Below are 24,332 nucleotides of genomic sequence, written 5' to 3'. Positions count from 1 at the left end.
GTGCGCTGGTGTAGTCGCGCTGTGGAACTCACTCCTTCACCTCTTCGATGTCGGGCAATTTCCAGGACCTGTCGAAATAGGGCTGAAGGGGACCGTAAAAGCGGAAATAGGCAAACCACGCCTTGCCGGGGATCGTCGGAATCCAGTTCTTCTCGTGACCCGCCGGCGTCTCCGGTCCGAAATACAGATCGTAGGAGCCGTCGCCGTTCTTGACGATATCCGTTCGCGAAGACTTGTCGGCCACCTGCTGCGGGTTGTCGATGAGGACACGGGTCAGGCTGTCGTAGACCGTTACCGACCAGAACAATTTGGCCGGCACCTCGGCCGGGACGTGCAGCGCATAGCTGAGGCCGCCATCCAGCCATTTGCCGGCTGCGTCCACGTGAGCGCCGAGATAAGCCTGACCAAGGCCGGGCGTCCTGGTAACCATGCCCTTGGTGGTCGTCACTGCCTCGTAGAAATATTTTGCCCGTTGGTCGATCTGGGTGTAGTTCGCAGCCTCCTGGAACGGATCGAACATGATCACATAGTCCCAGTTCGAATCCGGACGGTAGCGAGCGCCCTCTTCTCGCGTCGCGAAGGAATTGGCCTGCGCCATCAATTCGCCAACCACCGCGCCGTCGGTCAGTATCTTCTTCTGTCTGTCGTCAGGCGCAAAGGGCTTGCCTTTTTCAATGCCCAGCGGTCGCAGCAATGCCATCATGACCCGGTCGCGTTCCATCACCGGTTCGCGCTGGATGATGTCGCTAAGCCTCTGCCAATAGGCGCAGCCCCGCGGCGGGACCTGGCTCCAGGCGCGGCCGTTCGGCGTGATAAGTTTGGTGGGCTTCGGATCCTTTCTCTCAGTGAATGGATAGATCTTCACGCTTGCGATCAGCGCCTTTGCCTTGCCTGGATCCGGATCGAGGACGCGGAAGGCAAAGAAGATGTTGTTGGTAGGCGATTGGATGATGGTGAAGCCACTTGGCTTCGGCGCCTTTTGACCGGGACCGACGATCAGGTATTTTCCGCCTTTTCCCTTGTCAGGCCCGGTCTCGCCCAGGTCGGTGATCGGCCTCTGCCAGAAGTCACCAACGCCACCGGCTGTGGCACCTTTCGGATAGTCGATCACCAGGGGGCCGGTCTTCGACAAATCCGGAAAGCCACCGATGTAAGGCGTCGTGGCGTTGGCAGTGAGGATGCCAAGCTTGTCCTTGACGCTCTGATAGATGACGAGATCGGTGTCGCCAACCCCAAGCGCTGCTCTTGTCGAGGCCTGCCATTCGGCGAAGCCGACGATTGGCAGTGCCCAGATATAAGCCTGCGTCGCACGCTGAAAGTCCATTTCGTCATAGAGCTTGGCGATCGTCGGCTTGTCAGCCGGCAGACCGAAGGCGGTGGAGATATCGCCAATCGGCGTCTTTATCGTGCTCTCTTGTGAAAACGCTGATCCAACAGAGGCAAGGACCATCACAGTCGTCAAACACAGCTTTCGTAGAAAAGGCTTCATCGGAAGGTTCCAATCCTTTGTAAAGCATGGAAAAACTACTTTAATGGCTCCAACGCCGGCAGCTTCCATTCGCCATTTATCGCTTTCGGCTCGGGTCCATAGACGCGGCCCACGAGGCTGTATTTGCCTTCCGGTGTCGGCAGCCAATTGGCCTCCTTTTCGACGCCGGGCGATGCATGGCCGAGATAGATCGTCAGGGACTTGTCCTTGCCGTAAACCAGACCCTTGGTTCGATCGCCTATCGAATAGCGCTTGAGCGGGTTGGCGTAGAGAAGGCGGTCGGGTAGCGTGTAGAGCGTCAGCGACCAGAAGAATTTGGCTGGCGGCAACTGGCCCGCCGGGAAATGAAGCATCATCTGCTTGGCTCCATCGCCGACGAACCCGCCGTACCAGGCCTCTTCAATCGAATTGCCGAACAGTCCCTTCTCGGCACCCATGGCCCGGGTCATATAGTCGCCGTGCATAAATGCGCGCGAGCCGAACAGTCCATTCGAACTCAAGGTTTTTGCTGCCGTTGCTTTCATGTCGGCCTTCGCGTCATCGATTCCCTCGTCAATCGCCTTCAGGATCGCCGGGTCGACCTTCTCAGCATTCCAGGGCTTGCCGGGGCCGATGCCTATCTCGGCGAAGCGCGCCATCAGGCTCTTTTCGGAAGGAACCATTGGCTGGGCGAACTGCAGCAGAAAATTGATGTAGCCGATGAAATCGTGGCTGGTGGCCTTGGCCGCATCGTAGGGAGGAAAGATGATTTGCGGCTGGGGACGCGGCCCCGGCGCTCCAAGGAAAGCGCTGAGTGGTTGAAGCTTGTATTTGGCCTGGATAGCCTGAACGTTTTTGACATCCTCCGGCCCATTCAAGGACGTCCGTCCCAGAATGCCGACGATCTCGGTCTCGGCGCTAATGACCTTGGTCACTCCCTTTGGCTTCTTGCCATGCCAGTTGGGTCCGGCAATCAGATAGTTGCCGGCATTGAACCCCGTCGCCCGCACGCCGACATAGCCAAAATTGTAGGTAAAGAGATCGACGAGCTGCATCACGTAGTAGCGGTCCCGAGGCACCGCCGGGACGCTCAGGACAATAGGCTCGGCGCGAAGGTCAAGCCATGCCCATGAATAGGGCGTGTCGTTGTTCGGCGTGACGATATCTTTGTTCTCGGGAGTGAACGCCTGGGAGTAATTTCGGAAAACATTGAAGCCTCCAACATATTCCGGAGCGTTCGGCTGTGTCGCCTGCTTGCTCCAGGTTCCATAACTGGCGATCGGCGCGAACGAATAGATATAGGCCTCCTTGGCAATCGCACGCGCCTGCTCGGGTGTCGCGGACTGCACTGCGGGAACCGCAAATGGCGTGAGCAACGCGATCATCAGCGCGGCCCGATAAGCAGTCGCGTTGGCAAGCCGTATTCGGGACAAGGGAAGGCCGATCATCGCTCACTCCTTTCCGATGCGGAAAGAACCGCAACGATAACGATGGCCTCACCATCAAAATCGTGGTCACGGGCGCAAGTACGTTACTGTTAATTCGAAACAGAAATGCCGCGCTACCTGAGAGCGACGCCGGCCTTTACGAGCCCTGCCTGGAGCGAATTGATGAGCTCGGGCGCATAATGTTGCTCGGAAAGATCGCCGCGGAATTTGGCATCGAAATCCGGTCGATCTTTTCGCAAGGTCGCAAGGACTGCAGCGGCCTCGGCTATTTCGCCGCGTTGGCCGAGTGTGGCCGCGAGCAGGATGCCGGCGATATCGTTGTCGCTATCGTTCAGCTGGCGAGCCCGGATAGCGGATTCATCATATTGTCCAGTGCGATAAGCATCGAGTGCAAGCGTCAGCGCCGCGTCGGCTTGCGGAAACGTATCTGTCAGCCCGGACTTGATTGCCAGTCCGACGCCATCGTCCCAACGTCCCGAGAGGAATAACAGCAGGCCGAGCTTGGCGACGATAGCGCTGTTTGCCGGATTGAACGACATCGCACGATAACCCGATGTGATTGCGGCATCGATCTTTCCGCTATCGAACAACACCATGCTCTGGACCATCTTCGCGCAAGCGGAGTATGGCGCCAGCGCAACCGCCTTGTTAGCCAACTCGAGAGCTTGTGCCGACGTATCCTTGGAAAGCAGCATCGCCTGAGCCGCGATGATCTCAGCGTCGTTGGGCGCAACCGATGTCAGCTAGCGCGTCCACAAAGGCAAATACCGTCAGCAAATACATCGGCCGGGCCTTTCTCTTGGCTAGCGCCGCGGTCGCGACCACCGTACTGTTTTCTCAGTTTGCTGCCCCGCAGTCGGCCCAGGCTCAGGAAGCAGCCAAGCCAAACATCCTCGTCATCTTCGGCGACGACATAGGCCAGACGAATATCAGCGCCTATTCGAACGGTGTGTTGGGCTACAAGACGCCGAACATCGACAGCATCGCCAAGCAGGGAATGATGTTCACCGACTATTACGCCGAGAACAGCTGCACGGCGGGGCGGTCGACGTTCATTACCGGCCAGGTGTGCCTGCGCACAGGTTTGTGCAAGGTCGGCGCGCCGGGCGCGCCAGTCGGCCTGCAGGCAGGCGACATGACAATCGCCCAGGCGCTGAAGCCTCTCGGCTATGCCACCGGGCAGTTCGGCAAGAACCACCTTGGCGACAAGGATGAATATTTGCCGACGAACCACGGCTTCGATGAATTCTTCGGCAACCTCTATCACCTGAATACCGAGGAAGAGCCTGAAGCTCCCTATTGGCCGAAGGACGATCCGGAGTTCCTCAAGGCCTATAATCCGCGTGGCGTGATCAAGGCGTCGGCTGACGGAAAGATCGAGGACACCGGCCCGCTGACGAAGAAGCGGATGGAGACCATCGACGACGAGACGACGGCGGCCGCCATCGATTTCATGGGTCGTCAGGTCAAGCAGAAGAAGCCCTTCTTCACCTGGATGAACACGACCCGCATGCATCTGTTCACCCACGTGCGGGCATCGATGGCGGGCCAGAGCGGCATGCCCGGCAACGAATATGCCGACGGCATGGTCGAGCATGACGGAGACGTCGGCAAGCTTCTGAAGGCGCTCGACGAGCTCGGCGTGACGGAAAACACGATCGTGGTCTACACCACGGATAACGGACCGAACCAGTTCTCCTGGCCGGATGCGGCAACGACTCCGTTCCGGAGTGAGAAGGACACCAACTGGGAAGGCGCGTTCCGCGTGCCTGCAATGATCCGCTGGCCGGGTCATGTACAGCCGGGACAGGTTGTCAACGGCATCGTCTCCGGGCTCGACTGGTTCCCGACCCTTCTCGCTGCCGCCGGTGACCCCGGTGTAAAGGACCGTCTTCTCAACGGATGGCAGCCTACTGGAAGCAGCACGACGTTCAAGGATCACCTCGACGGCTACAACCAGCTCGACTACCTGACAGGCAAGTCGAACAAGAGCGCGAGACACGATTTCTACTACTTCGACGACGACGGAGGGCTGGTCGCCACCCGCTACGACGACTGGAAAGTCGTGTTCAAAGAACAACCGGCAGAGGGCGGCTTCGCAGTCTGGCAGACTCCTTTCATCACATGGCGTCTTCCCAAGCTGTTCAACCTGCGCATGGACCCTTACGAGCGGGCAGACAAGGTCTCTGACCAATATGCCGACTGGCTCGTGCGCAACGACTATCTGCTGGTCAAGGGCCAGCTGCAGGGAGCGGCGTTCCTCGAAACCTTCGTCAAGTATCCGCCAAGCCAGCGTGTCGCCAGCTTCAACATCGAAGGCGTCCGTGCGGAAGTCGACAAGGCGATCGACAAGTCCTTCAAGGATCGCGGCATCGAGAAATAGAGGTGAGCGTCCCTCTGTGATGGACGTCCATTGAAAAAATTGAAGGACGCACCGCCAGTCGGTGCGTCCCGACCTTCGTAAGCGCCGACCGGGGTTCCGCATGACCGCACGCGACGACATTCTCAAGCTTGGCAGCAAGATCGGCCAATCGATCATCGGGCAGGATGCGATGGTCGAGCGCCTGCTGCTGGGCCTACTCGCAAACGGGCATCTGCTTGTCGAAGGCCTGCCCGGCCTTGCCAAGACGCGTGCGATCAAGAGCTTGGCCAAGAATCTTGATGCAGAGCTTTCGCGTGTACAATTTACCCCCGACCTTCTTCCGGCCGACATCACCGGGTCCGAAATCTATTTCAGTGAAGGCGGCAAGGGTTCGTTCAAGTTTCAACAAGGGCCGATCTTTGCAAGCCTCATCCTTGCGGACGAAGTGAACCGTGCGCCGGCCAAGGTGCAATCGGCGCTGCTCGAAGCGATGGAGGAGCGACAGGTCACCGTAGGTGGCAAGAGCTATCCCCTTCCCGAGCTTTTCATGGTCATGGCGACGCAAAACCCGATCGAGCAGGAAGGTACCTACCCTCTTCCCGAGGCGCAGCTCGACCGTTTCCTGATGCACGTCAATGTCGGCTATCCAGACGAAGCGTCGGAAGAGGCGATCATGCGGCTCGTGCGAAGCGAGGAGAGTGCGGCGAAATCTGCCAGCGCAGCTCCAAACGAAAAGCTCAGCCCCAAGTCCGTGTTCGATGCGCGCCGAGAGATCGGCAGCGTCAATGTTTCGGAACCGATCGAGAAATACATCGTGGCGCTGGTGTTCGCGACGCGCTTTCCGTCCAAACTCGACAAGGATTTGGCGAAGTGGCTGCAGGTGGGCGTCAGCCCCCGCGGCGGCATCGGCCTCGACAAGGTTTCGCGTTCCTACGCCTGGCTCAAGGGCCGAGACTATGTCACGCCCGACGATGTCAAGGCGATCGTCAACGACGTCTTCCGCCACCGGCTGATCCTCTCCTACGAAGCGCACGCAGCCGGGATCACCCCGGATCGTGTCATCGATCGCATCGTCGAACTGGTGGCCGTCGCATAGGAGTGGCAGATGAGCGAGGCGGCCGAAGGCGTCTATGTGTCCGTCGAGCAGCTTGTCTCTCTCGAAGCGCGGGCGCGCGACCTGTCGTTCCTGCAGAAGGGGGCCGTCCAGCAGCAGCTTGCAGGCCGAATGCAATCCGGCATGCGCGGTCGCGGGTTGAGCTTCGAGGAACTGCGAGAATATCTCCCCGGCGACGATGTCCGCACGATAGACTGGCGGGTGACCGCGCGGACGAACAAGCCGGTGGTCAGGGTCTACAACGAAGAGAAGGAACGCCCGGCCCTGATTGTCGTCGACCAGCGCATCAACATGTTCTTCGGCAGCCGGCGACAGATGAAATCGGTGACGGCTGCGGAAGCGGCGGCACTCTGCGGCTGGCGGGTGCTCGGCTCCGGCGACCGCGTCGGGGGCGTTGTCTTCAACGACACCGACATCGACGAAGCCCGGCCGCATCGTAGCCGTGAAGCGGTGATCGGGCTCGCAACCCGGATCGCGCGGCAGAACCAGAACCTTACCGCGGCATCAATGGACACGCCCCGAGAGGAGCAACTCGACAAGGCCTTGGCTATGGTGGCCGACGTCGCTCACCACGATCATCTTGTTATCGTCATCAGCGATTTCGATGGTCATACAGCTACCACCCGCGACATTCTTCTGCGGCTATCAGCCAGAAACGATGTGATATGCATCCTCGTCTACGATCCGTTTCTGCTCGATCTACCATTGAGCGGAAATCTTGTCGTCAGCGGCGGATCGCTGCAGGCAGAGCTGGCCTTTAGGCATTCCAGCACGCGCGAGGCCATCGGTGATTTTGCGCGTCAGCGCGGACGCGAGCTGGCGGCGTGGCAGAAAGAACTCGGCCTGCCGATGCTGCCAGTGTCCGCGGCGGAAGAGACCGCACCACAGCTGCGCCGGCTCCTCGATCAGTCCGCCTGGCGGCAGAGGAGGCGCTAGTTGGCTCAAATGGCAAGCGCATCGGATCAACTCGCCGAAACCGCTATTCGCTCGCTCCGGGACATTGTGCCGCCGCCACCGATATCCTGGTTTCCGCAGACATGGGGCTGGTTGGTTGTGGCACTGATGCTTGCGGCGGCCGCCCTTTTCCTATTCCTTCGATGGTTTCGCGACTATCGGGCCAACCGTTACCGCCGTGAAGCGCTTGCCGAACTTGAGGCATTGGAAGGTGAGATTCGCGATTTGGCCACGCGCCGCCACGCGCTTCAGTCCCTGGCCGTTCTTTTGAAACGCGTAGCACTTGCCGCTTGGCCACGCGCGGATGTCGCCTCCCTCTCGGGCGGCGCCTGGGTTCAGTTCCTGCACAGCCGCGAGGACGGCGGCGTCGGCGAAGCGCTCGCGACTATCCTCGACGATCTCGAATATCACGGCGACGCCGACACGAACATCTTGCCCCAGAACCTGGCAGGCGATGTCGTTGTCGCGGCTCGCAAATGGATCGAGGGCCATCATGTATCAACTTGAATATCCCTGGCTTCTCGTTCTTCTGCCTCTGCCGCTGCTGATCTGGTGGCTGCTGCCGCCGCACCGGGAAACATCGGCGTCGGTTCGCCTGCCATTTTTCAGCCAGATCGCCGCTGCCGCCGGGATCACGCCGAGCATGGGTTCTGCCATCGCGCGGAGGACCTGGCTGCAGATCCTGGCCGAAAGCCTCGCCTGGCTGCTGATCGTCGCGGCACTGGCCCGCCCGCAGTTCATCGAACCGCCGCTGCAGAAAGTCGAGCCTCAGCGCGATTTGATGCTGGCGCTGGACCTGTCGCAATCGATGGAAACAAAAGATTTTCACGCGCCGAACGGCGACCTGACAAGCCGCGTCAGCGCCGTGCGCAAAGTCGCGTCCGACTTCGTTGCTCGCCGGACGACCGATCGGGTAGGCCTCATCGCCTTTGGCGACGCGCCTTATCCACTTGTGCCCTTCACCATGGACCACGCGCTCGTCCAGTCGATGATCGAAGAGGCTCTTCCCGGCATCGCCGGCCCCAGAACATCCCTTGGAGACGCCATCGGCCTCGCGATCAAGATGTTCGAGAAAAGCAGCGTTCCCGAAAAACTGCTGATCGTGCTGACCGATGGCACCGACACCGCAAGCAAAATGCCACCTGCGAAGGCAGCCGATATCGCCCACCGGAACAACATTGTAGTCGACACCGTGGCCATCGGCGACCCGAACGCCACGGGCGAGGATAAACTTGACATCGACACTCTTCAGAAAATCGCGGAGAAGACCGGTGGCCGGTATTTCTTCGGCCAGAACCAGGGCGAGCTCGAGGCGATCTATGCCACCCTCGATCGGATTACGCCTGTGGATCAAAATGTTCGAAGGTGGCAGCCGCGCATTGAATTGTTTCACTATCCGATGGGCGGGGCGGTTGCGATCCTGCTTGGCTATCATTTGCTCGGAGGGCTTGGAAGAGCAGCCCGGAAGCAGGTCGCGCCATGATCGGAGATTTTCATTTTCTCAGACCATGGTGGCTGGCGTCTCTGCTGCCTGTTATCGGCTTCATCTGGCTCGCGGCGCGATCCAACGACGTCCGCTCGCGCTGGAAGACCTTGATCGCCCCGCATCTGCTCACTCATCTGATCGTGGAGAGCACTGATAAGACGCGATTTCGGCCGTATCAGCTTATGGGATTGCTCATGTTTGTTGGGGCGATCGCCGCTGCTGGCCCCGACGTGGCAACGAGAATTGCCACCATTTGTCGAGAATACGGCTCCCCTTGCTATCGCCGTCGACCTGTCGGCCACGATGGACGCCATCGATATCACGCCGTCCCGGCTGGAGCGCGCCAAGCTCAAGATCAAAGACATTGTCGCGTCGAGGGACGGTGCCAGAACGGCGATCATCGCCTATGCCGGAACCGCCCATTCCGTCCTGCCGTTCACCGACGACACCGCCCTTATCCAGACTTACGTGGATGCCTTGTCGACGCGTATCATGCCGGTGCCGGGAAAGAACTCGACCGTTGCCTTGCGGCTCGCGGAGGCCGCCTTGGCAGGCGAAGATACATCCGGGACCATCCTCTTCATGACCGATGGGATCGAGGAAAGCGCATTCCCCGCATTCGGCAGCAAGACCAAAGACAGCATCGTTGTCCTTGGCATCGGCACTGCGGAAGGCGGTCCGGTCAAATTGGCGAATGGCGGCTTCCTGAACCAATCCAACGGCGCACGAACATTCGCCCGCCTCGACGTCGAGGCATTTAAGAAGCTCCACTCCGACACCGGGGCCGATGTGGCGACGATCACGGCCGATGACAAGGACGTCCGCTGGGTGACGCAGCACATACGCTTCCATTTCGACCAGAAACGTGCCGACAGCGGCGACCGCTGGCGCGATTTGGGCTGGTGGCTGTCGATACCGATCGCGGCTCTGTTCGCCATGTCCTTCCGGCGCGGCTGGGTCGTCCGTCTCGGCTGCCTGTTCTTGTCCGTCCAATTGTTGATGGGAGCGGACCGCCTGCAGGCTGCGGAGTGGCACTTCGCCGATGCCTGGCTAACCCCCGACCAGCAAGGACAGCTTGCCTTCGATCGCGGCGACTACCTCAGTGCTGCTGCCTATTTCCGCGATCCGCTCTGGCGCGGGACGGCACTTTATCGAGCCGGAAAATTTGATGAGGCAATCGATGCCTTCGCGGCTCAGAACAGCGCTGAAAGCTATTACGGACAGGGCAATTCATTTCTGCGTCTGCTGAAGTTCGAAGAAGCGGTTGCCGCCTACAAGCAAGCGCTCTCAATACGCAAGGATTGGCCCGACGCTCAGTTCAACCTGGCCATCGCCGAAAAGCTCCTGGCTGCGAAAAAACAGAACGAGGACGAGAAGCAGCAGGATCCGAACCAAGCGCCGGACAAAGTCGAGTTCGACGAGAAGGGCAAAAAGGGCAAGGAAGATCAGATGAACATTGCGGAGCAAACCTCCGAGATGTGGATGAAGAACATACAGGTTAGTCCCGCAGACCTGATGGCGCGAAAGTTTGCCATAGAAGCGAAAGGTGGCAAGCAATGAGATTGCTATCGATTGTCCTTTCGATTTTCGGCTTTCTGTTCGCGACGTCGGCTGGCAACGCTGCCGCGCAGCCCTTCGCCCGGGCGACGGTGACGACGGTGGGCCCGATTATTCCAGGCCAGCAGATCAACCTCGCCGTCGATGTCTTCGCACCGAATTTCTTTACGTCGCCACCGCAACTTCCACTCTTCGACATTCCGAACGCAGTCGTGACCTTGCCCGAGCAGCGGGGGCAGAACATGGTGGAGACGATTGACGGCGTGCAGTATTCCGGCATTCGCCATGTCTATGCGATCGTTCCGCAGGCGGAGGGAAATTTCAGCCTGCCCCCGGCTGCCATCACGTTCAGCTATGCCGATGAGAATGCAGCACCCGTCAGAGCCTCCGTGACGCTTCCGGCCACGACGTTTTCAGTCTCGGGCCTTCCAGGGGGGCGCCAGACATCTCCAACATTCGCCGCGGAGAACCTCACGATCTCGCAATCACTCGACCGTGACCCTGCAACGTTGAAGGTTGGCGAAACCATCGTCCGGAGGGTTACGATTTTCGCGCAGAATACCCAGGCGATGATGATCCCCGCCCTGTCCTTCGTTGCACCTGTCGGCGCCAGTATTTACCAGCAGACGCCCGCTATCGCCGATGGAGTCAAGGACACAGACGGCCAGAGCGGAAGCAGCCGAACCTCGAGCGTAACCTACGTCGTCAACACGACCGGCACTTTGGAGATTCCAGCCGTTTCGCTTGAGTGGTTCGATACGAAGACGCATGCCATGCAGACGTCTTCAACTCCGGCGGTGACCGTGACTGTAGCTGCAGCGCCCGCGCCATCGGACGCGATCGCGCCGACGCTGGAGGATGGCACACCGAAATCAGCGGCGATTGCCAATAAGCGCAATCTGGTTATCGCGGGGCTGCTCGCTGCCGTGTTGCTCGGATCTGTCGTAGTGCTTCGCTTGCTGCTGCCAAGACTTCGAAATCAAATGGAGCGCATCCTGGATGCCAGACGCCAAACCGAGAGCAGCTATTTCAATGCGCTTCTGGCAACTCTCAAGCACGACGATCCTGCCGCGACCTATCGAGCACTAGATTCCTGGTCGAGAAAGGCCGGTTTCAGAATTTTGACGGATTGGCGCGCTACGATTGTCGACGCGGAACTTGAAACACAAGTGGACGCGCTGGAGCGCAAGCTCTTCGACAGACCGAAAACTACGGATGAGGCAGTCGACGTCTCAAAGCTGAAAGGCAGCCTCAAACGCAGCCGACGCTTGGCGAGACGGTCGCGACAGGTTGTCCGCAGCCGAGCCGGAATGCTTCCGGACCTCAACCCGTGAACGTGAGCGGCGCGGCGCGATTCCGCCCATTTCGAGGCTTGGCGATCGTCTCTGACGTGACCGGCACTTTGTTCGGCATTGCCGGTCCCGCCAGTGATGCTATTCTGCAAGTGAAGACGAGAAAGGTGCAAGCGCGATGGAAGTTGCTTTTCAACCGGGAAAAGAGGCCGGTCACGAAGAGACGGCAACGCTGAAGGCCGGATCCGTTGTCGACGATATGGTATGGATTCCGGGTCGCACGTATCAGATGGGCTCGGACCGAGCCTATCCCGAGGAAGCGCCGGCTCATCCCGTCGCAGTCGATGGCTTCTGGATCGATGCGGCGCCCGTCACAAATCGCCAGTTCGCCGCCTTTGTTAAAGCAACCGGCCACGTCACAGTCGCTGAAAAGGCACCAGATCCAAAGGATTATCCGGGCGCGCTTCCAAACATGTTGAGAGCCGGATCGCTGGTCTTCAGCCCGCCGAAAGGCCCAGTCAATAGCCCCGACATTAGCCAGTGGTGGTCGTTCAAGTTTGGCGCGAACTGGCGTCATCCGTATGGCGGACGGAGCGATATCCGCGGCAAGCTCGACCATCCCGTTGTCCATGTCGCCTATGCCGATGCGAAGGCCTATGCGGAGTGGGTCGGCAAGGACCTGCCGACCGAAGCGGAGTGGGAACTGGCTGCGCGCGGCGGCCTTGAGGGCGTCGAATTCGCCTGGGGCGACGAACTCTCACCTGATGGCAAGCTGATGGCCAACACATGGCAGGGAACGTTTCCCACGCACAGCACCAAGCCGCCGGGTCTCGACAGAACCACGCCTATCCGCAGCTTTCCGCCAAACGGCTACGGCATCTACGACATGATCGGCAATGTCTGGGAATGGACATCCGACTTCTGGTCGACGCGACATCCGGAGCCCGCGGCAAAGTCATGCTGCATCCCGCAAAATCCGCGCGGCGGCGATCTCGAAGCAAGCTTTGACCCACGCCAGCCGCAGATTCGGATTGCCCGGCGTGTTCTCAAGGGCGGGTCGCATCTCTGTGCGCCCAATTATTGCCGTCGCTATCGGCCCGCCGCACGCCATGCCGAGCCGGAGGACACATCGACCAGCCATGTTGGCTTCCGCTGCGTCAAGCGGGCTTGAAGTCCGCAAGCGCCGCTTTCCAACCCCGCTCCGCGCTGAGATGCGTGACATGGCGGTTTCGATCAGGCCAAAATCTTGGGCGCTGATCTGACAAAGACCGAAGCGAAGCTGGTAGCCCCAGTTCGACTTGTTCGCGGTGAATTCAAGCATATCAAGCAGCGGCCGAATGGCTGCTTCCTTGTCGTTGTGCCAGTCGACGTCGCGGCGATAGGCCCGGAAACCGTTCTCCATCTCGACAATGTAGAGCTCGCCCTGAGCCACATATCCCAGCGCCGTGAATGCCTGCAGCCGGTCGTTGACACCCATGGTGGTCGACGGTGAATAGTAGACTATTCCGCTTCCCGGCTTCACCCGCTTGAGCGGCCCGACTTTTCCATGGCAGATCTGCATGAAGCCTTCTTTACGGCCGCGCCGGACGTGCTCGGCGGACGCGACTGCGATCCAATGTTCGGTCATGGCCACTCTCCTATTCCTGCTCGGGAGCGAAAACGCGCAGGCGATGGCCATCGGGATCCAGCGCCACGAATGTCCGGCCAAAATCCATTGTCGTCGGTTCCTGCAGGATCGAAAGGCCACGTGCCTTCCAGCTGCTGTGAGTGTCGTCGACGTCAGCCGCGGTTTCGACCGTAAACGCGACCTCACCTCCTCCACCGGCAGCGGTGGCGGCCGGCTCCACGGTGTGGCGCGACCACAGGCCGAGCATCAGGCCAGAATCAAGGGCAAAGAGAGCAAATGTCGGTGACGTCTCGACAGGCTCCCGCTCCAGCAGTGCGCCGTAAAACGTGGCGCTTGCGCTGGGACTGTCGACATAAAGAAGCATGAAATTCTGGCTGAACATGACTTGTCTCCCCATTGAACACTGAAGCAACAATAGACGAACATGCTGTCAATTTATGGCAGTAGCGATCAAGCGATTTCACTGCAGGGCGAAGCTCGGGAGAAGAGAAGCACCAAAATGGTCAGCCGTCAAAAGCGAGAGAATTCGCGGTTTGGGTCAATGTCGGCGCTCATGGCCGCGCGATACAGTCATCGCAGATGCCGCAGGTCATCGTGTCCATCTGGTCGATATCCACAGGCTGCTGACAGCACAGGCATCTGACGGCTCCATTGCGCGCATTTCTGCGCACGGGCGGCAGTATCTCGATATCCTGCGCGCCGTGCAGCTTGTTCTGTTCCGTTATTGCGGTCTTCTGTGTTCGCATCAGCCAGAGATGGGAATGAACATGCGGGAATGCTAGATGCTTGGTACGATCCCTGGCCTCAGAGGCAATTCGCTTGAGCATTCCCTCTACGGAGAACGCGACAAAGGGGCGGCACTGCTCTATCGTTACGATTTATCTGCCAAGGCAACGCCTCGATGGAGCGGGACAAATGACCACCGAAAGAAAAGTTGCAAAAGGTTCCGAAGCCCCAAAACAAGCCGTTCCCGACCAGTCGAAAAAGGACTGGCGAGAGCAGGACGACTATCTGGAAGAGGCGTTGGAAGAGACTTTCCCCGGAAGCGACCCCATCGCTCCTGGCCACGTCAAGAAGCCCGGCTAGCACGCCACTCTCGGTGTTCGCCGCGATTCAGGTGGCATCCAGTGCGATCGTCAAATCGGCGACGAGATCGTCCGGATGTTCTATGCCGATCGACAGCCGAATCGTCGTGTCGAGCACGCCGATGCGCCGGCGCAATTCCTCGGGGACGCCGGAATGGGTCATGGTCGCCGGATGGCTTGCAAGCGATTCCGTGCCGCCAAGACTGACGGCCAACTTGAATATCTGGAGCGCGTTGAGGAACTTGAAGGAGGCAGGCTGGCCGCCGCGGATATCGAACGAAAAGGTTGAGCCGGCACCGGTGCATTGCCTGGCGAAGGTTCTCCCCACCGGGGATTCCGGATCGTGATAAGGCAGGTAGTGCATGCCCTGCACTTTCGGATGATCGCGCAGAAAATCGGCCACGATCCGGGCGTTGTTGTTTGCCCTCTCCATTCGAATGCTCAGCGTTTCGAGTGACCTACCGAGCATCCAGCAGGAAAACGGATCGAGCTGGGTGCCGATTGCGCCGCGTAGCGCCTTTATCTGCTTCATGACTGCCTTCGACCCAAGCGCCGCCCCGGCGATGAGGTCCGAATGTCCCCCGACATATTTCGTCAGCGAATAGAGAGAAATATCGGCGCCGTGCTCTATCGGCCGCTGAAAGACGGGGCCGAGAAGCGTGTTGTCGCATGCAATGATGGGAACATGGTTCTGCTGTTTTCCGATCGCGTCGGCGATCCGGCGGATCATCGCCACGTCGACCAGGCTGTTGGTCGGATTGGCGGGCGTTTCGATGAGGATCATCGAAACGCGACCCTTCGCCATCGCCTCGTCGGCCGCTGCCTTAACGGACGCCTCGCTGACACCGTCGGAAAAGCCAACTGCGGCGACACCCATGTTGAGGAAGGTCTTCGCCAGCAGCGTTTCCGTGCCACCGTAGAGAGGCTGCGAATGCAGGATGGCATCACCGGGACGGACGAAAGCGAGCAGGGTCGTCGCGATTGCCGACATACCCGAGGAAAACACCACGCCGCTCTCGGTACCCTCGTATACCGCGAGCCTATCCTCGACGATCTCGCTGTTCGGATGGTTGAACCTCGAATAGACGAGCCCGGCGCCGGTTCCCGCAGGCGGTTCTCGCCTGCCGGAAACAAAATCGAAAAAGTCACGCCCCTCTTCCGCCGATTTGAAGACAAAGGTCGATGTCAGGAACACCGGCGGCTTCACGGCCCCTTCCGACAATTCCGGATCGTAGCCGTAGTTCAGCATCTGCGTTTCGGGGTGAAGCTTGTGATTGCCGATATGCGTCTTCGATGGATGGGGAGCGGTCATGGTCAATCCTCCTATGCCAATAGCGAATAGAAATTCGTCTTCGCTCCCAGAAAGAACAGCTCTCGAGGTCACCTCGCGTCGGTTGTTCGCCCGGAGGCGGCACCGACATCGGAGTAAACGGCTGTTGCTTCCCGGTTTCAGATTCCCGGATCAATCTCCGGAGGTTTTGGGCCTCTCTCTTCCCGAGCACTTATTCCGAACAACGGCGTAACATTCGATGTACCGCGTGACGCGTTGCGTTCAGACTTGCGGCGGCGATCCGAAAAATCAGCGGCCAAAGCGACGCCCTCCTCGAACGTGTCGCGCGGCTCATAGTATGGAGGGCGCTCCGGTTGCTCGATCCCGTATTCCAGGCAGATTCTGTCGATAAGATCCATGGCCCGCAAGCCAAGTCGCGAAAAGTCCGCCTGCCGGTGGAGAAAGAAGTCATCGAACTCGGGTGGGCTGACATCGAGCGACTCCAGCCCGTCGATGATGTTGCGAAGGCGGTTCGGCATCCAAAGGATGTCTTCCATCAGTTCGGGCGTCAGACAACTCCAGTCGACATCCCTGGGCAGAATGAGCTTCGGGTTATCGGTATGAAGGACGAAGTCGCCCGGATCGCCTGGGTTAAACTCGGGAGCATCGATCGCCGCGCTATGGCAGCCGCCAACCAGATCGTCCAGTGCGAGAACCACGCGCATCGCCAAGGCCCGCGCATTCTGCTTCCGTACCGAACCCCTGGAACGTGCAGACGCGCTCCAGGCTGTTAATCTCGGAAGAAGCTGTCCAACCGCTATACCGACAGCACCTATCAATGCGCCGATGACAATGGTGCCCTGCGTAGTCTCAAAGAACTGCCACAAATCAAACCTCATTCGTATCGCGTCACCACACTACAACGAAGGGCGATTCGTTGGTGTAATGAATTTCGTTTCGATCGTGCCCTGCACCGAAAAAACCAGAAACGCAGTCTCCTGGCCGATCCTGTCGCCATCCATCAAACGGACCAGATCATCGACACCGGCGACCGGCTTTCCGTCGATCGCAAGAATTACATCGCCTTCCTGCAGCCCGCCGCGATCGGCCGGACTGTCCGGTTCCAATCGACGCAACCTTACGGACGTTGTCTGCGTAACGCCAGCATGCAGAGCAACCCGGCGGTGTAGGTCGATGGTATCCACTGCAACGCCTATATAGGCATGACGCACGCGACCGAACCGCAATATCTCGGCGATGACGTAGTTAGCCGTGTTGGAGGCCACCGCGAACGCTATGCTTTGTGCTCCCTGGATGACGGCCGTGTTGACACCGACGATCTCGCCGTTCGATGAGACCAACGGACCGCCGGAGTTGCCAGGGTTGAGTGCCGCGTCCGTCTGGATGACGTCGTCGATCAAGCGACCGTTCGCGGCACGCATGGAGCGTCCGAGCGCGGAAATTATTCCGGCGGTGACCGTCCATTCGAACCCAAGCGGATTGCCGATGGCGATGGCGATGTGTCCGCGTTTCAGCCGCTTCGAGTCGCCAAGGCGAGCCCAGGCGCCGACGCTATTGTTCGCCCTGATAAGGGCGATGTCGGTATCCGGGTCACGACCGAGCACTCGCCCTTCCGTTACGAAGCCATCCGGCGTCTTGATGCGAACGGTCTTTGCGTCGTCCACAACGTGGTTGTTGGTGACGATCAAGCCGTCGGGGGAAACGGCAAAGCCCGAGCCATGGCCGCCTTGGCCGCCAACTCTTTCGATCCGGCTGACGGCCGGTCCAACGAGGTCCACCGCGCGGGAAAGTGAATCCGAGTAAGCGTCAAGCAGTTCCCCGTCGGTAGCCGGCAGGATCTCCTTGTCCATAAATCCCATGTTGATCTCCTTCGACAGCGTCAGAGCGCCATCGCAAAATGCAGCCGTGAAAAGCTTCGTCAGGACGAAGGCGGAGGTTCAGTTGCGGCCACAGAACTTAACTATCAAATGGAAATGCCGGGATATCTATTCAAGCCACCAGCCTCGGCTTTCATGCCTCGCAGCCACCGCCGGCGCGCATGGCTGCCTCGCATTTTCATTAATCACCAAGTGCCGGCATCACGGCTGTCGCCAACTCGTCCAGTATTTCCCTTGCCGGACCTTCTCCCGCCTAGCGGTCTTCTCCAGAGCCATTCCTCAGCGCAAACACATCGACGGGAGCGCCCAGGCCGCGCAGGGGATAGGAGCCGAGACTGTCAAGTGCGACGTCGCTTCCGAGCATATCGACAAAGGCCTTCGAAAGGAGCACGGGCCGCTTGACCTCCTTTGTCAGCGTTTCCAACCTTGATGCTACGTTGACCGCGGGGCCGATCACCGTGAAGTCCAACCGTTTGCGCGAGCCGATGTTTCCGTACATGACATCGCCAACGTTTACCCCTACGCCGTAACCGAGCATCGGGCGTGACTTCTCGATGTTATCCGCATTCAGCTTTGCCATGGCCGCCTGCCCTTCCTGGATGGCCAGCAGCAGATTGGCACAGGCATCGGGCTTGGCGAGTGGAAAGATCGCAAGCAGGCCGTCACCCATGAACTTCAGAATCTCGCCGCCGTGTCGTTCGATCGGTTCGGACAAGGCATCGAAGTATCCGTTCAGAAGCTCGATGACGTCGTCGCGAGGCCACAAGTCCGAAAGCGATGTGAAATCGCGAAGATCGCAGATCATGATCGCCGCACTCACCGTGGCGCCGCTGCCTCTTGTCGTGGCGCCCGCGAGAATCTGTTCGCTGGCATGCGGCCCGACATAGGTTTCGAGGAGCGTGCGCGCCAGAATGTTCTTCAGCCGGATTTCCGTGACCAGCGTCAGAGCTGGGAGCAGGTCCTTGAGCAAGCTGATATGCTCATCCTCGAAACCGCCTGGCTTGTCGGTCGCGAAAGTCACGATGTGCCGCTTGTCGAGCGTGAACTCCACTGGCCACGCCACGTAGTCGGTCAGGCCCTCGCGGCAAAGCTCCTCGTAGAAGGGGTATTTAGCGTCACCGGCCGCGATGCCTTCAAGGTTTTGCCGAACCTCGCTGGCCCCATTGAATATCTCGTTCACCGGGCTATTCAAGAATTGCGGAGTGGTCTCGACGCCGTAGGCGAAGGTGCTGATCTTCGCTTCCTCCATGCCCGCATGCCACAGAAGCCGAGCGCCCAGCCATTGAGGATGGTTGGTCCTGAAATGCAAGCTGGAGCGAGCGACTGGAAAGCCGTCGGCTACCAAGCGTTGGCACATTTCAACAAGTATGTTGTCGATATATCGCTGATTGCGCGTCTCGTTTACAAGCCAGTCGAGTATCCGTCTTCTTCGCGTCGGCCAGATGCCATCTCCTGCAACGTCTGGAGGATGGGATGAAGCGAGGAAAGATGACATTGCGTAACTCCGGCGTGGCCGCACCAGCCAAGCGATCAGACGGCGGCGCGATTTCACCGATATATGGTGAAGCGGCTGCGGAGTTAAAGGCGCCGCTGATGCATTGGGCAGCGTGAGCGGAATTTCCCGCACGATGTGCAGAAACATGTGCTTGTTTCCACACACATAATCAGGCTGTAGTCATGGGTGCGCGATGCCGACACTGGCAGAGCGATCAGAGGCGTCGGGAGTGCAGGCCGTGAATGTAATCATATTCGGTGCCACCGGCATGGTCGGCCAGGGTGTCTTGCGGGAATGCTTCAGGGCCACGGATGTCGACCTCGTGGTCAGCATCGTTCGCAAGGCGACCAGCGTCCGAAATCCGAAACTGCGGGAAATCGTCAAAGCCGATCTCTTTGACTACGGAGGCATCGAGATGGAACTGACGGGTCTTGATGCCTGTTTCTTTTGCCTGGGCGTGTCTTCGTCAGGGATGACTGAAGACAGCTATACACCCGTGACATATGATCTGACGCTTGCCGCTGCTGAGACTCTCTCGCGACTAAATCCCGCCATGACGTTCGTCTTCGTTTCCGGCGCGGGTGCCGATGCCAGCGAGAAAAGCGGAACGATGTGGGCCAGGGTGAAGGGCAAGACCGAGAACGCGCTTCGGCGGCTGCCATTCAAGGCGCTCTTCGTTTTCCGGCCGGGGGTGATTCAACCTCTCCACGGCATCCAGTCGCAAACCAGTGCCTATCGGATTTTTTATGGTCTGACAAAACCGTTGCTGCCGGTGTTTCGCAGGCTTTTCCCCAATTTCGTGCTGACCACAGAGGTCATCGGGCAAGCGATGCTGTCGGCAGCACGTTCCGGGCGGGGTCGTCATGTCCTGGGTGCGGCCGATATCAACGCTCTCGCCTCGGGACAATGGAAGCCGCGGGACTAACGCCCCGACTATCCCGCCGCCGCGCGCTCGACGAAACGGAAGACCCTCAAGACGCTTGCGCGGGTCAATCCCAGCTCTTCAGCGATATGGTCGGCCGACATGCCGGCAGCCTCCAACCGCAACACGTCCTCCGCCTTGCGTGTCCATATGTCCACGGATGCCAGCTGCTTCGGGAAGACATCGCTCAAAGCGGCGTTGTCTGCGATCAGGCTTCGGGCACATTCGACACTGACAGAAGTCATGACATGCTCCATTGGCATTATTCAGGGATCACAATCAATGATGTCAGGGGCACGGCAAGTAAATTCCGATTTAAGAGGTATGAGAGGCAAGCCCTTGTTGGTAGAGCATCTCGGATATGTGCTTCCTCGTATCGATAGTGGCATCGTCACCCAGATCGTCCATCCCCGTTGTTAAACGCTGTCATTGGTGAATACGAACCCTTGACTATCCCCAATCCGCTGGCACTGTTGTTAGCCACCGCATCAACTAAAGAGCTGACATGACCCCTGCCCGCTTCTCCGAGTGCCTTCTGCACATACGCTGGACGCCGATCAATCTGGCGAGCGCCCTGCAGTGCGATTTGTCCTGGGTGGAGGCACTTGAGGTCGGCGCGGTTGCGGTTCCCGACGGCTTGGCCGCTTGGCTTGAGACATTGGCCCAATGTCATGAGGCGAACAGCACTCCCACGGCCTATCGCGGCCGCGGACACGACTGACCGTCGGATCGTATCCTTCAGGCCCGCTCTTCCCTCATCGCAGGGCGCACTATAGCATTCCCTTTTTGGCCAATATTAATACGGTGGAACTCGGCAATTTCCTTTCGCCTTGACGATCGTTGCTTTGGACTTTGGCACGAAAGAGGTTCTACAGCGCCACATGACACGTGCTCAGCAAATTGGCGTCATTCTCGGCCTGGCGATCGTTGCGGTGCTATCGGTATTGCGGGCAAGCGATCCTCCGCTATTGAGCATTGTCCGCGACCTGACGTTCGATCAATATCAACGCTTGGCCCCTCGTGCTTTCGAGAAGTTGCCAGTTCTCGTCATCGACATAGATGAAGCCTCACTGCGTGAATTCGGCCAATGGCCATGGCCCAGGAATCGAATTGCCGAGCTCGTCGACAGGCTCTCCGAAATGGGAGCGTCGGCCATCGCATTCGATGTTCTTTTCGCCGAGCCCGATCGCCTGTCCCCGCGAAATGCAGTTCGCGACGTCACGGGCATTGACCCGCTTGTTCTTGACCAATTGCCAGACAATGACGAGATTCTTGCCCGGTCCATATCTCAAAAGCCTGTTGTCCTGGGCTTCGGCCTGTCAAATCAAGGACAGTATCTGCCGCCGGTGAAGGCTGGTTTCGCTTTCACCGGCGAAAGCCCCCTCGGCGCGCCGCCGTCGATAAAGGCTGCGACGCCGTTGTTGCCGCAGCTTGAGGCGAATGCGGCCGGCATCGGCCATATCAGTCTCAATCCAGGCGCATCGTCGGCAGTGGTGCGCGCCGTTCCTCTTTTCCTGAGCGACGGTAAGCAGTTCTATCCCAGTCTGGCGCTGGAGGCGCTGCGTGTAGCGCAGGGCGCCTCGACCTACGTGCTGGCGGGCGCCCCGGATGCCCTGAACACCATGACTTTTACCAAGATAGGTGATTTCGTGGTCCCGGTGACCGCTTCAGGCGAACTCTGGCTCTATGTGAGCCGAGACACGCCTGAGAGATACATCTCCGCAAGCAAAGTCCTTGCAGCGGGAGGCGCGTCTGCGGAGGTCCGGGCGGCGATCGAGGGCAGCATCGTGTTCGTAGGAACGTCTGCGGCCGGTCTGCAAGACGTTCGCACCACGGCTCTCGGCGAAAATGTGCCAGGTGTTTCGGTCCATGCGCAAATCGTCGAACAGATTCTTTCCGGTCATTTCCTCTCCCGTCCGGATTGGGCAAATGGCGTCGAGATCTTGTCGATAGTGGTGCTGGGCAGCTTTCTCGTGATCCTGACGACCTTTGTCACTCCCGCAGTGGCTCTCGCTTGCGGGCTGCTGATCACACTATTCGCGCTTGCCGCTTCCTGGGCGGCTTTTCTTTATGCCGGGCTTCTTTTCGATCCACTTGCACCGATCGTTGCCGGATCGATCACCCACTTCGCCGCCACGGCTTTCCGCTTTCTGGTGACGGATCGGGAGCGACGCGACGTGCGGCGAGCCTTTGGCCATTATCTGTCGCCGTCGCTGCTCTATCGCATCGAGCACACGCGAAACGCCTTGCGCCTTGGCGGAGACGATCGCGAGTTGACGGTCATGTTTGTCGATGTGCGAAACTTCACCGAGATCAGCGAACAGATTACACCGACTGAAGTCGTCACGTTTCTAAATACGCTCCTGGATGCTCTCAGCCACCACGTCATCGCAAACGAGGGCACGCTCGACAAATTCATCGGCGATTCCATCATGGCGTTCTGGAACGCCCCGGTCGATGTCGCCGATCATGCGGGCAAGGCGGTGCACTCCGCATTGGCCATGCGCGAGACGCTTGCACGTCTCAACGCTAATGATGCATTTCACTTCGGAAGCGAGCGAAAGGTCGGCATCGGGATAGGTATCCACACCGGGCTTGCCTGCGTCGGAAACATGGGCGCGGAGACACGTTTCAATTATTCTGCCGTCGGCGACGCCGTCAACATTGCGGCCCGGATCGAATCCTCATGCAAGGAGGTGGGCTTCGACATTCTCATTTCAGAAAGCACTGCGAAGTTGCTGCCGGACCACGCCTTGCTGGACGCAGGAACGCTTAGCTTGAAGGGCAAGAAGACGCGCACAAAGCTTTTCGCCGTCGTTGGCGATCAGAAGGTCGCCCGCTCCGCCGAGTTCGTCGCAATGCACCTCCTTCATCAGCGGCTTGTCGATGCATTGAAGACGCGCTCGGCGACCGGCCGCAAGTTGGTCAGGTCCGCGAAACTCATGGCTGCAGGATTGACGGCGGGTCTGCCGGAATTCTATCGGCGTATTTCCCGAAGGTCCGATCATTTTCGCGATGAGGAAGCCGTCGAGAGCAGGATCTCTGCCGAATGAGAGTTGGCGAGAACTGCTAGTTGTGATGGTGGCCACCTCCGTGGTCGCCCGAATGGTGCCCTCCGTCATGGTCGCCTCTGCGAGAGTGGTCGTGATCGTCGCAACCAGGATCGGCCTGGCTCGGCGGATCGGCAGCAGCGGGCGGGCTCGCCTGCGGGGCGCTGGCCGGGGCCGGGCTGGGGCTGGGTGGGCTGCTCTGAGGGGCCGGCGCGCTGGGCGGGCTCGGGCTAGGCGGCGAACTGGCCCTGGCGGGGCTGGGGTCGGCTCCGGGAGGGCTGGTATTGTTTCTTGGAGAATTGATCGCCTGTGCGAAGCTGCAACCGGCGCCAATGCCTCCCAATCCTCCGGAAAGCTGCTGGCCGCCGGAAAGGAACGGCAAGGCTCGCTGATTGCCGAGCGTCTTGAGAATCCCCCGATTGACGGTCCCGGTGTCGACCACATCACCGTTGCGCTTGGCGATTACGAAATCGCAACGGTTCTTCAGCTCCGTGCAACCGCCGCCGCCGCAGAAGTTGACCTTTCCACTCAGCAGAACGACGGCGGTCGTTCCATTGCGGTTGATATTGACGTCGAACGCGGTTCCCCGAACCCCGATCGTTCCGGCGGGCGTCACGATCTGGTAGGCCGAGGAGCTCGAATTTCCACTAATCCAGCGGAATGCTCCTTGCGAGACCTTTATGGTCAGTTTCTTCACCGTCTTTGAATCGTCGAAGATGAACTTGTCGATGACAACGGTGGAACCCCATCCGACCGCCAGCTTGGTTCCGTCCCGGAACACGAATTGGCCCAATCCGTCCTTCGACGTTTTGATCGCTTCGTCACGGTGGACAGGGTCGTTGACCTCCAGCGGGCCACCTTCGCCCCTGACCTCGGTCTTGATGAGCACCGCCTGGCCCACCGGCTCCGAGGCAAGCGCAGGCCCCGCGCCGCACAGCGCGACGCATGACGCAATGATTCGAACCCGACGCCAGCGCAACATAATCAATCCCTAAATTAGGGAAATATTAACACGCTATGAGGACAGGTGTCCTATCATCCAATCTGGGTAGCATGAACTAACCCCGTCTAGCGCCGGCTTTCGCGCAAGCAAGCCGCGCGCTGCTCCTGCCAGAAAAAGCCGTGCGCTTCCGGGGTGCATCTCCGTCAGGCTTCCTCGGAGATTGGTGGTTCAAAGAACAGCTTCTCCATGATCGCTCCGATGGCGAATGCGATAGACAACACGGCAAGGATATTCCTGACCATTCCAGATCATGCATAGTCGCGTTTCAGATTGGTTATGGCGCCCGGTGGAATTTCGGCGC

21 protein-coding genes and 2 pseudogenes are annotated in these 24,332 nt (G+C 59.3%); 12 read left to right on the top strand and 11 right to left on the bottom strand.

Features of this window, described 5'->3' with window-relative positions:
• Nucleotides 1–28 precede the first annotated feature (28 nt).
• The 3 genes from CPY51_RS20980 to CPY51_RS20970 form a co-directional block, all read right to left on the bottom strand.
• Entirely contained in the window at nucleotides 29–1,489 is a 1,461-nt protein-coding gene (locus CPY51_RS20980; protein ID WP_111162164.1) for a DUF1254 domain-containing protein, read from the bottom strand.
• Nucleotides 1,490–1,524: 35 nt separating this feature from the next.
• Nucleotides 1,525–2,916: a DUF1254 domain-containing protein gene (locus tag CPY51_RS20975; protein WP_244598739.1), complete on the bottom strand. Its 1,392-nt coding sequence runs from the start codon at nucleotides 2,914–2,916 to the stop codon at nucleotides 1,525–1,527.
• 113 nt (nucleotides 2,917–3,029) lie between these two features.
• Nucleotides 3,030–3,611 carry a tetratricopeptide repeat protein gene (locus tag CPY51_RS20970; RefSeq protein ID WP_111162163.1) on the bottom strand — a complete coding sequence of 194 codons (582 nt, stop codon included), beginning with the start codon at nucleotides 3,609–3,611 and terminating at the stop codon, nucleotides 3,030–3,032.
• Between the two features lie 41 nt (nucleotides 3,612–3,652).
• Here CPY51_RS20970 and CPY51_RS20965 point away from each other — a divergent pair, with 41 nt between their 5' ends.
• From CPY51_RS20965 to CPY51_RS20930, 8 genes and pseudogenes are all read left to right on the top strand, one after another.
• On the top strand, nucleotides 3,653–5,299 hold the full coding sequence (locus CPY51_RS20965; RefSeq protein ID WP_111162162.1) for an arylsulfatase: 1,647 nt from the start codon (nucleotides 3,653–3,655) through the stop codon (nucleotides 5,297–5,299).
• Nucleotides 5,300–5,399: 100 nt separating this feature from the next.
• Nucleotides 5,400–6,374, top strand: coding sequence for an AAA family ATPase (locus tag CPY51_RS20960; protein ID WP_111162161.1), 975 nt, complete (start codon nucleotides 5,400–5,402; stop codon nucleotides 6,372–6,374).
• A gap of 9 nt (nucleotides 6,375–6,383) precedes the next feature.
• The gene (locus tag CPY51_RS20955; RefSeq protein ID WP_111162160.1) at nucleotides 6,384–7,328 is read left to right on the top strand and encodes a DUF58 domain-containing protein; all 945 of its coding nucleotides are present in this window, start codon (nucleotides 6,384–6,386) and stop codon (nucleotides 7,326–7,328) included.
• A 9-nt stretch (nucleotides 7,329–7,337) separates the two neighbouring features.
• The gene (locus CPY51_RS20950; RefSeq protein WP_111162159.1) at nucleotides 7,338–7,853 is read left to right on the top strand and encodes a DUF4381 domain-containing protein; all 516 of its coding nucleotides are present in this window, start codon (nucleotides 7,338–7,340) and stop codon (nucleotides 7,851–7,853) included.
• A complete protein-coding gene (locus CPY51_RS20945) occupies nucleotides 7,840–8,829 on the top strand; it encodes a vWA domain-containing protein (RefSeq protein WP_111162158.1) in 990 nt (329 codons plus the stop codon). Before CPY51_RS20950 ends, CPY51_RS20945 begins: the two co-directional genes overlap by 14 nt.
• Nucleotides 8,826–10,392 (top strand): annotated as a pseudogene (locus CPY51_RS20940) (vWA domain-containing protein). Before CPY51_RS20945 ends, CPY51_RS20940 begins: the two are co-directional and overlap by 4 nt.
• Nucleotides 10,389–11,723, top strand: a complete 1,335-nt coding sequence (locus tag CPY51_RS20935; RefSeq protein ID WP_111162157.1) for a BatD family protein — start codon at nucleotides 10,389–10,391, stop codon at nucleotides 11,721–11,723. The pseudogene CPY51_RS20940 and the gene CPY51_RS20935 overlap by 4 nt, the downstream one beginning before the upstream one ends.
• A gap of 217 nt (nucleotides 11,724–11,940) precedes the next feature.
• Nucleotides 11,941–12,852, top strand: a complete 912-nt coding sequence (locus CPY51_RS20930; protein ID WP_111162301.1) for a formylglycine-generating enzyme family protein — start codon at nucleotides 11,941–11,943, stop codon at nucleotides 12,850–12,852.
• Between the two features lie 102 nt (nucleotides 12,853–12,954).
• On the opposite strand, the pseudogene CPY51_RS20925 reads toward CPY51_RS20930, so the two are convergent.
• Nucleotides 12,955–13,308: pseudogene (locus tag CPY51_RS20925) on the bottom strand (EVE domain-containing protein); the annotation flags it as partial.
• 10 nt (nucleotides 13,309–13,318) lie between these two features.
• Entirely contained in the window at nucleotides 13,319–13,690 is a 372-nt protein-coding gene (locus CPY51_RS20920) for a VOC family protein (RefSeq protein WP_111162156.1), read from the bottom strand.
• A 533-nt stretch (nucleotides 13,691–14,223) separates the two neighbouring features.
• On the opposite strand from CPY51_RS20920, the gene CPY51_RS32865 reads away from it, so the two are divergent.
• Nucleotides 14,224–14,394 carry a hypothetical protein gene (locus tag CPY51_RS32865; protein ID WP_195909586.1) on the top strand — a complete coding sequence of 57 codons (171 nt, stop codon included), beginning with the start codon at nucleotides 14,224–14,226 and terminating at the stop codon, nucleotides 14,392–14,394.
• Between the two features lie 27 nt (nucleotides 14,395–14,421).
• On the opposite strand, the gene CPY51_RS20910 is transcribed toward CPY51_RS32865, so the two are convergent.
• The 4 genes from CPY51_RS20910 to CPY51_RS20895 all read right to left on the bottom strand — a co-directional run bounded on the left by CPY51_RS20910 (nucleotide 14,422) and on the right by CPY51_RS20895 (nucleotide 19,056).
• The gene (locus tag CPY51_RS20910; protein WP_111162155.1) at nucleotides 14,422–15,705 is read right to left on the bottom strand and encodes a cystathionine gamma-synthase family protein; all 1,284 of its coding nucleotides are present in this window, start codon (nucleotides 15,703–15,705) and stop codon (nucleotides 14,422–14,424) included.
• A 137-nt stretch (nucleotides 15,706–15,842) separates the two neighbouring features.
• The gene (locus CPY51_RS20905; protein ID WP_146260151.1) at nucleotides 15,843–16,562 is read right to left on the bottom strand and encodes a hypothetical protein; all 720 of its coding nucleotides are present in this window, start codon (nucleotides 16,560–16,562) and stop codon (nucleotides 15,843–15,845) included.
• 18 nt (nucleotides 16,563–16,580) lie between these two features.
• Entirely contained in the window at nucleotides 16,581–17,543 is a 963-nt protein-coding gene (locus CPY51_RS20900) for a S1C family serine protease (protein WP_111162153.1), read from the bottom strand.
• 271 nt (nucleotides 17,544–17,814) lie between these two features.
• Nucleotides 17,815–19,056 (bottom strand): adenylate/guanylate cyclase domain-containing protein, encoded by a 1,242-nt coding sequence (locus tag CPY51_RS20895; protein ID WP_111162299.1) that lies wholly within the window; start codon nucleotides 19,054–19,056, stop codon nucleotides 17,815–17,817.
• A 238-nt stretch (nucleotides 19,057–19,294) separates the two neighbouring features.
• Between CPY51_RS20895 and CPY51_RS20890 the strand changes: the two genes are divergently transcribed.
• Nucleotides 19,295–19,981 (top strand): NAD(P)H-binding protein, encoded by a 687-nt coding sequence (locus CPY51_RS20890; RefSeq protein ID WP_111162152.1) that lies wholly within the window; start codon nucleotides 19,295–19,297, stop codon nucleotides 19,979–19,981.
• 8 nt (nucleotides 19,982–19,989) lie between these two features.
• Here the strand turns inward: CPY51_RS20890 and CPY51_RS20885 are convergent, their stop codons facing one another.
• A complete protein-coding gene (locus CPY51_RS20885; protein ID WP_195909585.1) occupies nucleotides 19,990–20,223 on the bottom strand; it encodes a helix-turn-helix domain-containing protein in 234 nt (77 codons plus the stop codon).
• A gap of 260 nt (nucleotides 20,224–20,483) precedes the next feature.
• Here CPY51_RS20885 and CPY51_RS20880 point away from each other — a divergent pair, with 260 nt between their 5' ends.
• Nucleotides 20,484–20,699: a hypothetical protein gene (locus CPY51_RS20880; RefSeq protein ID WP_111162150.1), complete on the top strand. Its 216-nt coding sequence runs from the start codon at nucleotides 20,484–20,486 to the stop codon at nucleotides 20,697–20,699.
• Nucleotides 20,700–20,859: 160 nt separating this feature from the next.
• Complete coding sequence (locus CPY51_RS20875; RefSeq protein WP_111162298.1) at nucleotides 20,860–23,031, top strand: CHASE2 domain-containing protein; 2,172 nt, start codon at nucleotides 20,860–20,862, stop codon at nucleotides 23,029–23,031.
• Between the two features lie 16 nt (nucleotides 23,032–23,047).
• On the opposite strand, the gene CPY51_RS20870 is transcribed toward CPY51_RS20875, so the two are convergent.
• Nucleotides 23,048–24,010 carry a FecR family protein gene (locus tag CPY51_RS20870; RefSeq protein WP_111162149.1) on the bottom strand — a complete coding sequence of 321 codons (963 nt, stop codon included), beginning with the start codon at nucleotides 24,008–24,010 and terminating at the stop codon, nucleotides 23,048–23,050.
• Between the last annotated feature and the right edge of the window lie 322 nt (nucleotides 24,011–24,332).

It is taken from the genome of Arminella tubonensis, from assembly GCF_003240585.1.
GTDB lineage: Bacteria > Pseudomonadota > Alphaproteobacteria > Rhizobiales > Rhizobiaceae > Rhizobium > Rhizobium tubonense.
The sequence above is the reverse complement of the archived record's forward strand: the minus strand, read 5'-3'. Positions and strand labels throughout refer to the sequence as shown.

What these genes read in the sequence shown, in the direction of transcription:
- CPY51_RS20980 (WP_111162164.1), bottom strand. Translation starts at nt 1,489, where the DNA reads ATGAAGCCTTTTCTACGAAAGCTGTGTTTGACGACTGTGATGGTCCTT.
- CPY51_RS20975 (WP_244598739.1), bottom strand. Translation starts at nt 2,916, where the DNA reads ATGATCGGCCTTCCCTTGTCCCGAATACGGCTTGCCAACGCGACTGCT.
- CPY51_RS20970 (WP_111162163.1), bottom strand. Translation starts at nt 3,611, where the DNA reads ATGCTGCTTTCCAAGGATACGTCGGCACAAGCTCTCGAGTTGGCTAAC.
- CPY51_RS20965 (WP_111162162.1), top strand. Translation starts at nt 3,653, where the DNA reads ATGTCAGCTAGCGCGTCCACAAAGGCAAATACCGTCAGCAAATACATC.
- CPY51_RS20960 (WP_111162161.1), top strand. Translation starts at nt 5,400, where the DNA reads ATGACCGCACGCGACGACATTCTCAAGCTTGGCAGCAAGATCGGCCAA.
- CPY51_RS20955 (WP_111162160.1), top strand. Translation starts at nt 6,384, where the DNA reads ATGAGCGAGGCGGCCGAAGGCGTCTATGTGTCCGTCGAGCAGCTTGTC.
- CPY51_RS20950 (WP_111162159.1), top strand. Translation starts at nt 7,338, where the DNA reads ATGGCAAGCGCATCGGATCAACTCGCCGAAACCGCTATTCGCTCGCTC.
- CPY51_RS20945 (WP_111162158.1), top strand. Translation starts at nt 7,840, where the DNA reads ATGTATCAACTTGAATATCCCTGGCTTCTCGTTCTTCTGCCTCTGCCG.
- CPY51_RS20935 (WP_111162157.1), top strand. Translation starts at nt 10,389, where the DNA reads ATGAGATTGCTATCGATTGTCCTTTCGATTTTCGGCTTTCTGTTCGCG.
- CPY51_RS20930 (WP_111162301.1), top strand. Translation starts at nt 11,941, where the DNA reads ATGGTATGGATTCCGGGTCGCACGTATCAGATGGGCTCGGACCGAGCC.
- CPY51_RS20920 (WP_111162156.1), bottom strand. Translation starts at nt 13,690, where the DNA reads ATGTTCAGCCAGAATTTCATGCTTCTTTATGTCGACAGTCCCAGCGCA.
- CPY51_RS32865 (WP_195909586.1), top strand. Translation starts at nt 14,224, where the DNA reads ATGACCACCGAAAGAAAAGTTGCAAAAGGTTCCGAAGCCCCAAAACAA.
- CPY51_RS20910 (WP_111162155.1), bottom strand. Translation starts at nt 15,705, where the DNA reads ATGACCGCTCCCCATCCATCGAAGACGCATATCGGCAATCACAAGCTT.
- CPY51_RS20905 (WP_146260151.1), bottom strand. Translation starts at nt 16,562, where the DNA reads ATGAGGTTTGATTTGTGGCAGTTCTTTGAGACTACGCAGGGCACCATT.
- CPY51_RS20900 (WP_111162153.1), bottom strand. Translation starts at nt 17,543, where the DNA reads ATGGGATTTATGGACAAGGAGATCCTGCCGGCTACCGACGGGGAACTG.
- CPY51_RS20895 (WP_111162299.1), bottom strand. Translation starts at nt 19,056, where the DNA reads ATGTCATCTTTCCTCGCTTCATCCCATCCTCCAGACGTTGCAGGAGAT.
- CPY51_RS20885 (WP_195909585.1), bottom strand. Translation starts at nt 20,223, where the DNA reads ATGACTTCTGTCAGTGTCGAATGTGCCCGAAGCCTGATCGCAGACAAC.
- CPY51_RS20880 (WP_111162150.1), top strand. Translation starts at nt 20,484, where the DNA reads ATGACCCCTGCCCGCTTCTCCGAGTGCCTTCTGCACATACGCTGGACG.
- CPY51_RS20875 (WP_111162298.1), top strand. Translation starts at nt 20,860, where the DNA reads ATGACACGTGCTCAGCAAATTGGCGTCATTCTCGGCCTGGCGATCGTT.
- CPY51_RS20870 (WP_111162149.1), bottom strand. Translation starts at nt 24,010, where the DNA reads ATGTTGCGCTGGCGTCGGGTTCGAATCATTGCGTCATGCGTCGCGCTG.